We start from the raw sequence: 13,562 nt of genomic DNA on the forward strand, positions 1-13,562 counted from the left end.
CATCTGTGGTTAGTATTTAAGTTATTTAAAATTGATTTTAAATGTTGTAAATTCGTTAAGTTCACTATCTACAGTGATGTAACCGACATATTGACTCACAATCTTTTCGGCAATTGATAGGCCTAACCCATTTCCCCCTTGATTTCTTGCTCTAGACTTATCTACTCTATAGAAACGATCGAAAATAAATTCTTGATCTTCCTTTGGTATACCTAAGCCATGATCGGTAATTTCAATACTTATTTGTTTATTACGTAATTGTGTTTTAATACATATATGTTTTCTTTCTTTATCGTATTTCATGGCATTATCTATAAAAATTAAGATTAATTGCTCAAATTGATGACGGTTAATTTGCAATACCAAAGGTTTTTGTTCTAGTTCAATTTCAAATAGATAATCTGGATGGAGTTGTTGAAGTGCCTTAACTCGTGATTGGATTTCCGCATTGATATCAACGTCTTCTTTTTCTAATGATTGCATATTTACTTTATCCTTAGTTAATAATAATAACTCTTCTACTAACTTTGTAATTCTGTTCATTTCTTCTAGAGAAATATTTAAAGACTCTTCTAAAATGGCAGGATCTTTTTTACCCCAGCGTTTAATTAAGTTTAAATGACCTTGAATGATTTGGAGAGGTGTTCTTAACTCATGAGAAGCATCTTCAACAAATTGTCTTTGTTGATTAAAAGAGGCTTCAATTTGATACATCATTTCGTTGAAAGTTTCTATTAAATTATCTGTTTCTTCATAACTTGTATCAAGTTCTAATTTATTTTGGAAGCCGTCACGTCGTATTTGGTTCATTTTATTAGACATTGTTACCAGTGGTTTTGTGATTTTTTTAGAAATAATATAGCTAATACATGCTGTAATCACTGTAGCAAGTAGACCAAAAACAATAGCAATTATATACAGTGATTTTACTAAGTTATTGTAGTGTTCAAGAGAATGAATCAGTACACTATAGCCATTAAAGTTCGGACTATGGAGTGGTTCAGTAATTACTAAATACTCTTTCCCATTATGTCGCATTATCTGAATTCGATCAGTCTTTTGTAAATTAATATTAGGTATGAACTGTATTGTACTTTCATTAGAGGATTTCATTATTCTGTGACCTGTATGATTGTAAATAATAACTTCTTCATAATTTTCTAAGGAGGCACTTAAATCTAATATTGATATGCTATTAATCGGACGCGTTTGAATTAAATTGACAATATCACTTAAACTATGTTCTGCTTCATCTACTTCTCCTTCTCTTAAAGTATCTTTTAAGAAGAATATAATAATCAGACAAAATAAGATAATTGTAGTAAACATAATTAAAGTAGTGATTGTCATCCATTTATATTGTAATGTGTGATTTTTCATTATCGAATCACGTACCCTACGCCACGAACCGTTTCAATGACTTTTTCCTTACCAAAAGGTTTCAATTTATTTCTTAAGTATCTGATATAAACATCAACCACGTTCGTTTCTACTTCACTATTGTATCCCCATACATGATTTAAAATTTGTTCTCGTTGTAATACGTGATTACGATTCGTTGCTAGTAGATACAATAAATCATATTCAGTTTTAGTAAAATCTAATTGCTTGCCATCAACAGTTACTTTAAATGCATCAATATCTATTCTAATACCATTGATATCGATAATATCTTTATGAGGTTGGCGACGTAATACAGCACGAATTCTCGCAAAAAGCTCCTCAATTTCAAATGGCTTTACTATATAGTCATCTGCACCATAATCTAATCCAGTCACTTTATCGTAAGTATCACTTTTAGCAGTGATGATAATAATTGGTGTTGACTGTACTTGACGTACACGACGACAAATCTCTAATCCATTTATATTTGGTAACATTAAATCTAAAATAATTAAATCAAAATCGTTATTTAATGCTTTTTCTAAACCAGGTTCACCATCATATTCGATATCTACTTTATAACCATCATGTGTTAATTCTAATTCAAGAAATCTGGCTAAATTTTGTTCATCTTCTACGATTAAAATATTAGTCACTTTTTCAGACACCTCTTTTTTTAATAAACATAAGATTTCTTATAATATAACCAATATTTTATCATAAAATTAATTCGCCATTGGAATGAATAAAATAAAAATCAATATTTTAATTGACAATCGTTATCAATGAGATATAATAGTAGTTGAAAATGATTATCAATTAAATCTAAGTCCCCCCACAACTAAATATGCTTAGAGTTATAATCATTTTCAAGCCATTCCCCCTTAATTTATATGCCCGTAAATACTAATAAACGTTCGTTTTAAAAACGATACGTAAATAATAAAGAAGTGCACCAAATATGGTGCACTTCTTTATTATTTATTATATGGTTGTAGACTTATGTAATCCCTTTAATACTAAAGTTGAAAGAACGATACAGAAAGCACCACCAATGATTCCTGCTATAACATCAGTTGGGTAATGTACACCTAAATATACTCTTGAAATAGAAACGAGTAATATAAATGCTGCGCATAGTCCGATGATGATTCCTTTTGTGCTTCCTGATGCTTTACGATTAGCAATATACATTGCACTTCCAAAAAATGAAGTTGAACCCATTGCATGTCCACTAGGAAAACTAAACCCAGAAATATCAATTAAACGAAGTAATGTTGGGCGTTCACGGTCAAAAATATTTTTTAGTAAGGGATTTAATATACTTGATAATGACATTGTGATTACAAAAAATAAAGCTTCAATTTTGTAACGTTTAAGCATTAAATAAGCAACAAGCATTAATGATAAACAAACCATTGCCCATACTTCTCCAATTTTTGTTGCGCCTAATAAAATAGATGTGGTAATAAAACTTTCCGATGCATAGATAAATTCATATACTTCATTATCAATCCATTTACCTAAACGTGATTCATGGAAAAATGCAATGATGCCAAAGATTAAAGTAAAAACAATGAGCAGTGTAATGCGTTTTGTTCTATCCATCATTTGGTCCTCCTATATTAAAGCGCGTCATTTAAAATTTTATTAAATAAGTCTTCTTTAGTATAGCTTTCTTTATAAGATTCCATTTGATGAATAATATCATTACGATGGGACTCAATTTGTTTTAGTTGTTCAAGTAATTTAACTTGTGTAAGTCGATCTTCTGGAATCATTTTTCCATACCCTTTAGATTCAAAGTATTTAGCATTGTCAATCTGGTCTCCTCTAGATTGATCAAGCCCCAAAGGTATTAACAACATTGGGATTCTTAAAGTTAAAAATTCGTAGATAGCATTAGAACCTGCACGACTTATGACTGTGTCTGTAATAGATAATAGATGTGTTAATTCTTCTTTAATAAATTCATATTGGATATATCCTTTTTGTTTATATGAATCATCGACTAAACCGTGACCTGTTAAATGAATGATTTGATAATCATGTAGCAAAGCTTCAAGATTTTCTCTAATCATATCATTTAATTTTTTACTACCAAGACTACCACCCATGACCAGTAATACTTTTTTATCCGAGTTAAATCCTGTCATTTCATAACCTTTTTGTTGATTACCTGTCTTTAAGTCTTCTCTAATTGTTGCTCCTACAAAATCAGCTTTATCTTTAGGAAGATATTTGAGCGTATCTTCAAATGTTGTATATATTTTTTTTGAAAATTTTAAAGAAATTTTATTTGCTAGACCAGGAGTTAAATCTGATTCATGAATAATGGTAGGAATATTCAATGAACGTGCTGCTATAACAACAGGAACAGAAACAAATCCACCTTTAGAAAATAATAAATCAGGTTTTTCTTTTTTGAGAACTCGACGTGCATCTAAGATACCTTTTAATACTTTAAAAACATCTTTTGCATTTTCAAAAGATAAATAACGACGTAATTTACCACTGGAAATTGGATAGTATTTAATAGTCGAAATTTGTGATTCAATCATTTCTCGTTCAATTCCGTTTTTAGAACCAATATAAAGAGCTTGATGTCCTTTTTCTAATGCAGTTGGAATTAAACTTAAGTTCACTGATACGTGTCCTACTGTGCCGCCTCCGGTAAACGCAATTTTAGACATGATTATTAACCTCTATTCTTATATGTTTTTATAATATGCATAGAATGGTGCGCCTCTATCGAATGGATGATAGTCAATTTCTGCTTCTCCTACTTTTTGGAAACCAAATTTTTCGAATAAACCTTGAGCGGGTTTATTTAATGCAAAAGTATCTGTCAAAATCACATGGATATGATGTTTTTCTGCTAAATCAACTGCAAAATCAAACAGCTGAGTTGCTGCACCTTTATAATCTTTAGAACCAGCTAATCTATGGATAACATAAGCATTATTTCTATCAACTGGCCATTCTAAATCATCATACCACTCTGATTGTTGTTGGTCGACAACAATAAATCCATAAATAGTATCATTTTCCTCTAAAACATATAACGTATCAGCATCAATGTCTTCTTGAAAATGTTCTGTAACTGGGTACTTATCGTCCCATTGAGTATTACCCAAGGACTTCATTAAATCTTTTGCTTCTGAAACCAATGTTTCGATTTGATTAATATCTTCATGTTTACCTAGTCTAATCATGTATTAGATGCTCCTTTTTATTTTATTAATTTTAGTAATTTATCTAAGACTGTATCTTCTTTGTTTGATTTTTCAACTAATAATTGGGTGAATTTTTCATTTGTTTTATTATCAAATTTACCCGTTTCAGACAATTGATTATCTGATTGGAATGTTTTAATAGCATTAGCTAATTGATTATCAAATTGATTTGATTCATCTCTGTTATAGTAACCTAAAGCATTTAAACCAATTTTTATTGATTTAACATTTTTATTATTATCGCCAATAGAATATGTCTTCTCTGATGGAATGACACTTAATGATTGATACTTAGGAGAATCAATTTTAACATCTGGTTCAATACCTTTTCCATTAATATAATGACCATCAGGTGTTAACCATTTCATTTGGGTGTATTTTAATAATGAGCCATCTTTAAGTTCTCGAGTAGTTTGAACGATTCCTTTACCAAATGTTTTTGACCCATACACTTTAGCTTTATGATGATCTTTCATCGCTCCTGTAAAGACCTCTGATGCACTTGCGGACCCGTCATTCACTAAAATACTGACTTTCATATCTTTAACATCTTTTAAAGCATCGTTTGAAGTAGTAATTGTTTCTTTATCATTGCCTTTTTTTAGTTGAACAACAGTTTGTCCTTTATCAATAAAAATATTAGTCATTTTGACAGCTTCATCTAATAATCCACCTGGGTTATTACGTAAGTCTAAAATAATATTGCGAACGCCGTTATCATGAGCTTTTATAATTGTAGATTTTAACTCACTCGCAGTGTTTTGTTGGAATTTAGTAATTGTAAACACACCTATGTTACCTTTTTTCTTATATTCCACACTTTTCACATGAATTTTACCGCGTTTAATATTAATATCTTTTTCTTCAGAACCACGTTTAACGGTTAACTTAACGTTTGTGTCTTCTTTACCTCTTACCATTTTAACAACTTGATTTAAGGGTTTACCTACAACAGATTTGCCATTAACTTTTGTAACAACATCTTTAGGTTGAAGACCTGCTTTTTCAGCAGGAGAATCTTTCATAGGACTTGTAATCATAATATCTTTATTTTTCTTTTGCATTTCTGCGCCAATACCTACAAAATCTCCAGATACATCTTCATTAAAGCTCTTTGTTTCAGATTTTGTCATATACTCAGAATATGGATCTTTTAATTCTTTTACCATACCATCAATCGCAGCTTCAGAAAGTTTACTTGAATTTTGTTTTTTATAATAGTCTGTATTTAACGTTTTATATGCAAATTCTATTTTGTTCATTTCTTGACGTTCTTCTTTAGTTAAACCACTTAATTTATGAGTAATTCCTATCGTTGCAAATACTGCTATAGTAGTTGTAACGATAATAACACTTAATAAAATTATGATAAATTGCCATATTTTTAAATGCATCTTTTTTGTAGATGCAGGTTTATTTTTATCTGATTGTACATCATGGTGCTCCTCAGAATGATTATTCATAAAACCACTTCCTCTAATTCCATCTTGTATCTTATCCTTTTTCATAAAGATATAACTAGTATGTCTTTATTTTTAAGCAAACGCAAATGATAAGAAATTGTTTTTCTTAGGTAATTAAAGGTAAAAAGAGTGGCATATAAATCTAAAATTAAGATTTTATAATACCACTCCATATCATATTTAGACATAAAACGAATTTAAATTAGAATTTTAACCATTCTGTATATTCTTCATATAAATCGTCAAATACTGACATAGGTAACATAATGTCGCTTTGCATTTCTATATATTCTGATAATACATTAAAGTCACTTTCATGTTTTGGAAAAGATAAATCATTGAAAATTTCTTCGGCTAATTCACCTTTATCATCTTTACGTCCTCTAGCCGTTAAGGCAAATTGATAAAACGAATGATCTTTCATTAGCTCATTGTCACAGCGACAACTTTAGTTTCGCCTTTAATAGTAGCTTTAACGTCGTCGATTGAAATAGATTCTGTTTGATCAGAATTTGTAATAATAATAGGTGAAATAACCGATTTCGCATTATTTCTAATAAATTCTAAATCGAATTTGAGTAAGGGATCGCCTACTTGAACTGTGTCGCCACTGCTAACAAGCACGTTAAATCCTTCTCCATCTAACTGCACAGTATCTAAACCAATGTGTACTAAAATTTCAAGGCCATTTTCAGCTTTTAAACCAATTGCATGTTTAGTTGGAAAAACATTATCAACTTTTCCTGCAATTGGAGATACTACTTCACCTTCAGTAGGATTAATACCGAAACCTTCACCCATCATTTTTTGAGCAAATACAGGATCAGGAATATCTTCAATTTTGACATATTCGCCCGTTAAAGGTGCATATAATTGAATTTCTTTATTAACTTCTTTACCTTTGCCAAATAATTTCTTAAACATTAAGCATCTCTCCTATTTTTTAAAATGTTGAATCAAATCTCCATAGCCTAATTCTTCTAACTTTTCGTATGGAATAAATTGAATGGCTGCAGAATTAATACAATAACGTAGTCCACCACTTTCTTTTGGACCATCATTAAATACATGACCTAAATGACTATTAGCATCTTCTGATCTAACTTCAGTTCGAATCATACCAAATGATTTATCTACAAGTTCAACGATTTCATCATCATCTAACGCTTTTGAAAAACTTGGCCAACCACAATCAGATTCAAATTTCTCTTCAGAAGTGAATAAAGGTTTACCAGAAATTTTATCTACATATATTCCTTTATCGAAGTGATTCCAATATTCATTTTGGAAAGGGGGTTCTGTACCGTTTTCTTGAGTAACGAGATACTCTATATCATTTAATTCGCTTTTATCTTTTTTAATCATTTTGAGTCCCCCCAATGTGATTCTATAAATGCTTTTCTACCAGAACCGCGTTGATATTGCTCATAATGCATAGGATTTTTTTTATAATAGTCTTGATGATAATCTTCTGCTGGATAAAAGTTTTTGTATGGAAGAATTGGTGTAACGATAGGTTTTTTAAAAATACCTTCCTCATTTAGTTGTTGGATTTTTAATTCAGCAGCCTTTTTCTGTTGTTTATCATGATAAAAGATTGCTGGTTCATAGCTTTCGCCCCTATCAAAAAATTGCCCTTTATTATCAGTCGGATCAAATGTTTTAAAATAAACATCCAAAATATTTTCAAATGACGTAATATCTGGATTATAAGTAATTTGAACAGCTTCTCTATGACCAGTTTGATTTGAACATACCCGTTCATACGTAGGATTCTCTATGTCTCCGCCACTATAACCTGATACAACGTCTTCAATGCCTGGATATGATGTGAATGGTTTAACCATACACCAAAAACATCCTCCTGCTAATGTTGCATATGCCATCATATTACCTCCTCTATCTTCTTCTAAATTTACGATATTATGACATTAAATTAAAGTAATTAACTCAGTGGTCTATCATTTAAACCATCTATTACTATCCTCTAACTACTACAAGACCGATAGCACCTTGACCAGTATGTGTAGAAATGACTGGTGTCGTTATATTTACATCATAGCGTTGTTGACCAAATGCTTCATTAAATTGAGTTTTAACTTTTTCAACGAATTCAATCGTATTTGCATGTGCAATACCAATCGATTGAATGGTATGATTCTCAATGAATTTAGCAATCTCTTTTTTTAGATATTGGATACTAGAATTTTGAGTACGAGAATTATGTACGATTTCTAAATATCCATCTTTAAGTGTCCCTACAGGTTTTATTTTCATAATATTCCCAATTAAACCTTTTGTTTTACTGATGCGTCCACCTTTAATTAATTGATTGAGTTGGCCAATAACAACAAATAGTTTAATGTTTTTCTGTAATTCTGAAATACGTTTAATAATTTCTACACTTGAAAGATTAATATTTACAAGTTCGACTAGACGTTGAATTTGGTATGCTAAGCCAAATGAAATTGACTTTGAATCAATCACATTTACCTTTGCTTCTACCATATTGCTTGCCTGTAAAGCAGTTTGATATGTTCCACTTAGTCCTGAAGACATATGAATACTAAAGATTTCTACGTCATCATTATCTTTATTAAGTTGTTCATATAATTCAATAAATTTTCCAATTGATGGCTGACTAGTTTTAACGTCAGCGTCTTCTTCAATACGTTTAATATACTCCTCCGATGAGATATCTATTTGGTCTACAAATGATTCTTTATCAATTGTTAAATTTAATGGAACAACATGGATGTTATGTTGATTTAAATATTCAGCTGATAAATCTGAGGTAGAGTCTGTAACGATTATTTGTTTAGTCATATCATAATTTCCCCCGTTAGCTTATTTTCGTACTAAATGTAAAAAAGTATGTGGAATATTATTTTTTTCGTCAAGTTGACCCTCTTTAGAAGAAGCGACCGTCCAATCTTCAAATGTATACGGTGGGAAAAATGTATCACCTTGATGTTTTCCGTCTACTACAGTGATATACATATCGTCAACTTTATCAATCATTACTTCAAATAATGTTTGGCCACCGAAAATAAATACATGTCCATCTAAATTGTAGATATCCTCTATTGAGTGAATCACTTCAACACCTTCAGGTTTAAAATGTTTATTACGAGTTAAAACTACATTTTTTCTATTTGATAATGGTTTGCCGATAGACTCAAATGTTTTTCGCCCCATCACAAGTGTATGGCCAGTTGAGAGTTGTTTCACATGTTTTAAATCGTTTGGAATATGCCATGGGAGAGCATTTTTATAACCAATGACACGTTGTTGATCATGTGCCACTAAAATTGATAATGTCATTTATCATATCCCCTTTAAATTTATTTTTTAATTAAAGATTGACTACACAGCAATTGGCGCTTTAATTGCTGGATGAGATTGATAATTTACAAGTTCTAAATCTTCATAATTAATATCAAATATTGATAGTTCAGAATTTATTTTTAATGTAGGCGGTGCAAAACTTTCTCTAGAAAGTTGAGTCTTGATTGCTTCTATGTGATTAGAATAAATATGTGCATCTCCAAAAGTATGAATGAAATCTCCAACTTCTAAATTACATTCTTTAGCAATTAAATGAGTAAGTAATGCATAACTTGCAATATTAAAAGGTACACCTAGAAAAATATCTGCACTACGTTGATAAAGTTGACAACTTAATTTGTCATCTTGTACGTAAAATTGAAACATTGTATGACATGGTGGTAATGCCATGTTATCAATTTCAGTCGGATTCCATGCTGAAACTATGTGTCTTCTCGAATTAGGGTTTGTTTTAATTTGTTGAATTACCATTTTAAGCTGGTCGAAATGGTTACCATATTGATCGACCCAATCACGCCATTGCTTTCCATAGACATTCCCTAAATCACCGTATTTTTTAGCAAAAGCGTCATCTTTCAACACATTCTCTTTAAATTTTTTCATTTCTTGTTGATACACTTTGTCGAAATTTTCATCCTTTTGAGAACGATGCCCAAAATCTGTCATATCTGGACCATGATAATCTTTAGATTGAATATATTTTTCAAAAGCCCATTCATTCCAAATATTATTATTATATTTTAATAAATATTGAATATTTGTATCTCCTTTTATAAACCACAATAATTCAGTAGCAATAAGTTTGAAAGATACTTTTTTTGTAGTTAGCAAAGGAAATCCCTTCGTTAAATCGAAGCGAATTTGATGTCCAAATTTAGAAATGGTGCCAGTATGAGTTCTATCATCACGTTGATTACCAATTTCTAGAATTTCTTTACATAAATCATGATACGCTGAATCAAAAGGATTGAGCATATGTACATCTCTCCTAAAGTTTTATATTAATTATTATTATACTAGAAAATAGAAAGTTATTGAATGAATTATGTCATTGAATAGATATTATTTTAAATCCTATTCATTAAAAAATCTCTAATGAGTAAATAATCTTACTGAACTCATTTACTCATTAGAGATGTATATTTAGATAGAATAAACTAATCTAATAAAATTAACAATTTGTATCGAACGCATCTTTAATATCCATACAGATATCTTGAATATCTCGACCTTCAATATGTTCACGTGGAATAAAATGTTTTAATTCTGTGCCTTTAAATAAAGCGTATGAAGGGCTTGAAGGAACTTGTTGAATATAATCACGCATTGTTTGCGTTGCTTCTTTATCTTGTCCAGCGAACACAGTAACTTTATGTGTTGGTTTTTTATCATTTTGATCAGCAACTGCTACAGCGGCAGGTCTTGCTAAACCAGCAGCACATCCACATGTAGAGTTAATAACAACAAATGTTGTTTCGTCATCTTTAATATTATTCATATAGTTTGATACATCTTCACTTGATTCTAAACTTGTAAAACCATTATCAGTTAATTCAGAACGCATTTGTTGTGCTAGTTCATGCATATATTGTTCATACGGATTCATATAAAAACTCCTTTAATTATTATTACGATTAGCAATTTGTTTCCATACGGAACCTAATGCTTCATCGCCATTTTCAATTCTAGAAATTGCCATTTCCACTTGAAGTTTTACTTCGTAAGCATTATCATTTGCATGCGCTCTTAGAGACGCCAGTTGTGCTTCGCCACCTTCTTCAAATAAGAACATTGCAGCTCTCCAACGAACAATTTTTTGTGGATCATCAAGTGCTTTTTCCATTTCTGGCAAAGCTTCTTTAAATCCTAAATCACTAATACAGTCCCCTGCTGTACGTCGAATAGCAGGATTCTTATCATTTAGTCCTTTGTATAAGTATGGCAATATTTCTTTACTTTCAATCATACCAAATAAAACGATAGCTTGACGTCTAAGTGGTAGCTTATTTTCATTTAAAGCTTGTTCTAAGAGTGGAATATCTTCAAGTGTTGGGGTTGGAAATTCTGTCAACATTCTGAGGCGAACTTTCCAGTCTGATTCATTCATGTATTTCTCGTAGGAAACATGTTGATAAAAATGAGGTGTACCATTCTGTGTTATAGCTAAAGCTTGATTTACTAATTCATCCAATCGACTTTTTGGATATAATGCAATGATTTCTTCATAAACGTTTTCCATAACTACAGAGAGTTCTCCATAGCGTACACCAATTTCTTTCCATTTTCTGAGAAAGATAAGATTATCATCATCTTTTTGTGCTTTAAGCATACTATTAACAAAAATGTCAGGTAGTTGTTTACGCACTTCATCATGAGAATTTGTTAATTTAATCTGATATGGAATATTTTTAAAAGTAAGTATCTCGGCGTTTACTTCTCCATAGTGCGATTCAATTTGAGATGATTGAGCAATACTTTCTCCTTTTTGAAGTGACGTAGTAATTTGAGGTAGTACCTCTTCCCAATCTGCTCTTGGGTACTTATCAATAGCTAGAAAGTCAATTACATGAAATATAGATTTAACATCTTTAATTTGTAATAATTTATTAATAAAGTCAGGTTGAGATGTTTTGACCTCAGTATAAGTGTTAGACTGATTATCTTCACGCTTTTCGCTTAAAACGATTTTCATCGTATTTGGACTTGGTGTTGGTTCAATTTTTAATATTTCCACTAATCTACCTCCTAAAATTAAAATTTGTCTTTAATTTTAGGTACGAGGTCATTCCAATTGGCATGTTCATCTTTATCTACTGAAATAAAATCCATGACATAAAAAACTGACTTTACTCCTTCGATATCAAATAATCGGTTAATAAAATCAGGTTGACCATCTTGAATAGATGTATACGTATTTGATTGATTATCTTCACGTTTTTCACTTAAATTAATTTTAATTGTATTATAATTTGGTGTTTCTTCAATTGACTTAATATGCATAAATTCCCCTCCTATTGAAGTTCATTGCCTAATTGCTTAATTTGCTTACCTATTGAACATTCAGAAATACAGAAATGATGTGCCTGTGTTTTTCCTTCTGTTTTTCTGATATGTGTTTTTAATAAACATTTATCACAATAAGTATTCATTAATTCATCGATTCTTTCTATTGCGTTTTGTTCGGAATGTGTAAGTATAATTTTCACTCCTTATACTTAGTTTTATAAATATGGAGCTATTATAACTTATATGATAATTATTTTAAAACAATCTTTATTAATTTACACTATTTTTAAAATGAATTGATTAATGATTGTTGAATTTGAATATATTTTACTATAAAATAGTAGAGTTGCTTAGCGGTTTCTAAACACCCGCATTAACAAAATTTAGGAGGTTAAATGATGTATAATGAATTTTTTGGTATTGCTACTTTTTTGGTAACCTTTATTTTAATGGTTTTAATGTATCGTTGTTTTGGTAAACAGGGACTTATCGCTTGGGTAGCAATCGGTACAATTATTGCTAATATCCAAGTTATTAAAACGGTTGATATTTTTGGTATCTCAGCAACACTAGGTAATGTAATGTTCGCCTCTATCTATCTAGCAACAGATATTTTAAATGATATTTATGGACGAAAAGTTGCTAAACGTGCTGTATGGCTAGGTTTCTCCTCAACTCTAGTTATGATAATTGTAATGCAAATGTCATTACATTTCATTCCTGCACCAGAAGATATATCTCAAAAAGCATTATCTACTATTTTTGACTTAGTGCCGAGAATTGCTTTAGGATCAATTATTGCTTATATCATAGGACAACATATAGACGTATTTATTTTTTCAATGATTAAAAAAGTTTTCCATTCTGATAAAACATTTATTATTAGAGCATATGGAAGTACGGTCTTAAGTTCAATTATTGATACTGCATTATTTGTAACTATCGCATTTATTGGTACATTGCCTGCAGGCGTCGTATTTGAAATCTTTATTACTACGTACGTTTTAAAATTAGTTTCAACGGTTTTCAATGTTCCATTTGGCTATATTGCAAAGTCATTTTATCGTAAAGGGAAAATTCAAAAATTAGACGAAGGTTATTAAAACGATTATACAAGCATATTGTT

Annotated in this window: 18 protein-coding genes; 1 reads left to right on the forward strand and 17 read right to left on the reverse strand. The window is 30.5% G+C overall.

Annotated features, from left to right (window positions below; all coding sequences use genetic code 11):
* Positions 1-21 precede the first annotated feature (21 nt).
* The 17 genes from AC2FB1_RS01000 to AC2FB1_RS01080 all read right to left on the reverse strand — a co-directional run bounded on the left by AC2FB1_RS01000 (position 22) and on the right by AC2FB1_RS01080 (position 12,636).
* Positions 22-1,380: a HAMP domain-containing sensor histidine kinase gene (locus AC2FB1_RS01000; RefSeq protein WP_490673421.1), complete on the reverse strand. Its 1,359-nt coding sequence runs from the start codon at positions 1,378-1,380 to the stop codon at positions 22-24.
* Positions 1,380-2,039, reverse strand: a complete 660-nt coding sequence (locus tag AC2FB1_RS01005) for a response regulator transcription factor (RefSeq protein WP_490673422.1) — start codon at positions 2,037-2,039, stop codon at positions 1,380-1,382. The genes AC2FB1_RS01000 and AC2FB1_RS01005 overlap by 1 nt, the downstream gene beginning before the upstream one ends.
* Before the next feature lie 328 nt (positions 2,040-2,367).
* Positions 2,368-2,991, reverse strand: a complete 624-nt coding sequence (locus AC2FB1_RS01010; RefSeq protein WP_490673423.1) for a phosphatase PAP2 family protein — start codon at positions 2,989-2,991, stop codon at positions 2,368-2,370.
* Positions 2,992-3,008: 17 nt separating this feature from the next.
* Entirely contained in the window at positions 3,009-4,076 is a 1,068-nt protein-coding gene (murG, locus tag AC2FB1_RS01015; protein ID WP_490673424.1) for an undecaprenyldiphospho-muramoylpentapeptide beta-N-acetylglucosaminyltransferase, read from the reverse strand.
* 18 nt (positions 4,077-4,094) lie between these two features.
* Positions 4,095-4,598, reverse strand: a complete 504-nt coding sequence (locus AC2FB1_RS01020; RefSeq protein WP_490673425.1) for a GNAT family N-acetyltransferase — start codon at positions 4,596-4,598, stop codon at positions 4,095-4,097.
* Positions 4,599-4,615: 17 nt separating this feature from the next.
* Complete coding sequence (locus tag AC2FB1_RS01025) at positions 4,616-6,082, reverse strand: S41 family peptidase (protein ID WP_490673426.1); 1,467 nt, start codon at positions 6,080-6,082, stop codon at positions 4,616-4,618.
* A 202-nt stretch (positions 6,083-6,284) separates the two neighbouring features.
* Positions 6,285-6,506 carry a YozE family protein gene (locus AC2FB1_RS01030; protein WP_490673427.1) on the reverse strand — a complete coding sequence of 74 codons (222 nt, stop codon included), beginning with the start codon at positions 6,504-6,506 and terminating at the stop codon, positions 6,285-6,287.
* A complete protein-coding gene (locus tag AC2FB1_RS01035) occupies positions 6,506-7,006 on the reverse strand; it encodes a PTS sugar transporter subunit IIA (protein ID WP_490673428.1) in 501 nt (166 codons plus the stop codon). The genes AC2FB1_RS01030 and AC2FB1_RS01035 overlap by 1 nt, the downstream gene beginning before the upstream one ends.
* Before the next feature lie 12 nt (positions 7,007-7,018).
* Positions 7,019-7,447: a peptide-methionine (R)-S-oxide reductase MsrB gene (msrB, locus tag AC2FB1_RS01040; RefSeq protein WP_490673429.1), complete on the reverse strand. Its 429-nt coding sequence runs from the start codon at positions 7,445-7,447 to the stop codon at positions 7,019-7,021.
* Entirely contained in the window at positions 7,444-7,968 is a 525-nt protein-coding gene (gene msrA, locus AC2FB1_RS01045) for a peptide-methionine (S)-S-oxide reductase MsrA (RefSeq protein ID WP_490673430.1), read from the reverse strand. Before msrA ends, msrB begins: the two co-directional genes overlap by 4 nt.
* 94 nt (positions 7,969-8,062) lie before the next feature.
* On the reverse strand, positions 8,063-8,908 hold the full coding sequence (locus tag AC2FB1_RS01050) for a DegV family protein (protein ID WP_490673431.1): 846 nt from the start codon (positions 8,906-8,908) through the stop codon (positions 8,063-8,065).
* A 21-nt stretch (positions 8,909-8,929) separates the two neighbouring features.
* Positions 8,930-9,406: a dihydrofolate reductase gene (locus tag AC2FB1_RS01055; RefSeq protein WP_490673432.1), complete on the reverse strand. Its 477-nt coding sequence runs from the start codon at positions 9,404-9,406 to the stop codon at positions 8,930-8,932.
* Between the two features lie 42 nt (positions 9,407-9,448).
* Positions 9,449-10,405: a thymidylate synthase gene (locus tag AC2FB1_RS01060; RefSeq protein ID WP_490673433.1), complete on the reverse strand. Its 957-nt coding sequence runs from the start codon at positions 10,403-10,405 to the stop codon at positions 9,449-9,451.
* A 196-nt stretch (positions 10,406-10,601) separates the two neighbouring features.
* Complete coding sequence (gene brxA / locus AC2FB1_RS01065; RefSeq protein WP_490673434.1) at positions 10,602-11,036, reverse strand: bacilliredoxin BrxA; 435 nt, start codon at positions 11,034-11,036, stop codon at positions 10,602-10,604.
* A gap of 12 nt (positions 11,037-11,048) precedes the next feature.
* Positions 11,049-12,164: a conserved virulence factor C family protein gene (locus AC2FB1_RS01070; protein WP_490673435.1), complete on the reverse strand. Its 1,116-nt coding sequence runs from the start codon at positions 12,162-12,164 to the stop codon at positions 11,049-11,051.
* A gap of 17 nt (positions 12,165-12,181) precedes the next feature.
* Positions 12,182-12,430 carry a NifU N-terminal domain-containing protein gene (locus AC2FB1_RS01075; protein ID WP_490673436.1) on the reverse strand — a complete coding sequence of 83 codons (249 nt, stop codon included), beginning with the start codon at positions 12,428-12,430 and terminating at the stop codon, positions 12,182-12,184.
* Between the two features lie 11 nt (positions 12,431-12,441).
* Complete coding sequence (locus AC2FB1_RS01080; protein ID WP_490673437.1) at positions 12,442-12,636, reverse strand: zinc-finger domain-containing protein; 195 nt, start codon at positions 12,634-12,636, stop codon at positions 12,442-12,444.
* Between the two features lie 198 nt (positions 12,637-12,834).
* On the opposite strand from AC2FB1_RS01080, the gene AC2FB1_RS01085 reads away from it, so the two are divergent.
* Positions 12,835-13,539 (forward strand): queuosine precursor transporter, encoded by a 705-nt coding sequence (locus AC2FB1_RS01085; RefSeq protein WP_490673438.1) that lies wholly within the window; start codon positions 12,835-12,837, stop codon positions 13,537-13,539.
* Positions 13,540-13,562 lie beyond the last annotated feature (23 nt).

The organism is Staphylococcus sp. CoH_129_LAB_1, assembly GCF_058191515.1.

Excerpts from the sequence above, each read along its gene's own strand:
- AC2FB1_RS01000 (WP_490673421.1), bottom strand. The coding sequence starts at position 1,380 with ATGAAAAATCACACATTACAATATAAATGGATGACAATCACTACTTTA.
- AC2FB1_RS01010 (WP_490673423.1), bottom strand. The coding sequence starts at position 2,991 with ATGGATAGAACAAAACGCATTACACTGCTCATTGTTTTTACTTTAATC.
- murG (WP_490673424.1), bottom strand. The coding sequence starts at position 4,076 with ATGTCTAAAATTGCGTTTACCGGAGGCGGCACAGTAGGACACGTATCA.
- AC2FB1_RS01020 (WP_490673425.1), bottom strand. The coding sequence starts at position 4,598 with ATGATTAGACTAGGTAAACATGAAGATATTAATCAAATCGAAACATTG.
- AC2FB1_RS01025 (WP_490673426.1), bottom strand. The coding sequence starts at position 6,082 with ATGAATAATCATTCTGAGGAGCACCATGATGTACAATCAGATAAAAAT.
- AC2FB1_RS01030 (WP_490673427.1), bottom strand. The coding sequence starts at position 6,506 with ATGAAAGATCATTCGTTTTATCAATTTGCCTTAACGGCTAGAGGACGT.
- AC2FB1_RS01035 (WP_490673428.1), bottom strand. The coding sequence starts at position 7,006 with ATGTTTAAGAAATTATTTGGCAAAGGTAAAGAAGTTAATAAAGAAATT.
- msrB (WP_490673429.1), bottom strand. The coding sequence starts at position 7,447 with ATGATTAAAAAAGATAAAAGCGAATTAAATGATATAGAGTATCTCGTT.
- msrA (WP_490673430.1), bottom strand. The coding sequence starts at position 7,968 with ATGGCATATGCAACATTAGCAGGAGGATGTTTTTGGTGTATGGTTAAA.
- AC2FB1_RS01050 (WP_490673431.1), bottom strand. The coding sequence starts at position 8,908 with ATGACTAAACAAATAATCGTTACAGACTCTACCTCAGATTTATCAGCT.
- AC2FB1_RS01055 (WP_490673432.1), bottom strand. The coding sequence starts at position 9,406 with ATGACATTATCAATTTTAGTGGCACATGATCAACAACGTGTCATTGGT.
- AC2FB1_RS01060 (WP_490673433.1), bottom strand. The coding sequence starts at position 10,405 with ATGCTCAATCCTTTTGATTCAGCGTATCATGATTTATGTAAAGAAATT.
- brxA (WP_490673434.1), bottom strand. The coding sequence starts at position 11,036 with ATGAATCCGTATGAACAATATATGCATGAACTAGCACAACAAATGCGT.
- AC2FB1_RS01075 (WP_490673436.1), bottom strand. The coding sequence starts at position 12,430 with ATGCATATTAAGTCAATTGAAGAAACACCAAATTATAATACAATTAAA.
- AC2FB1_RS01085 (WP_490673438.1), top strand. The coding sequence starts at position 12,835 with ATGTATAATGAATTTTTTGGTATTGCTACTTTTTTGGTAACCTTTATT.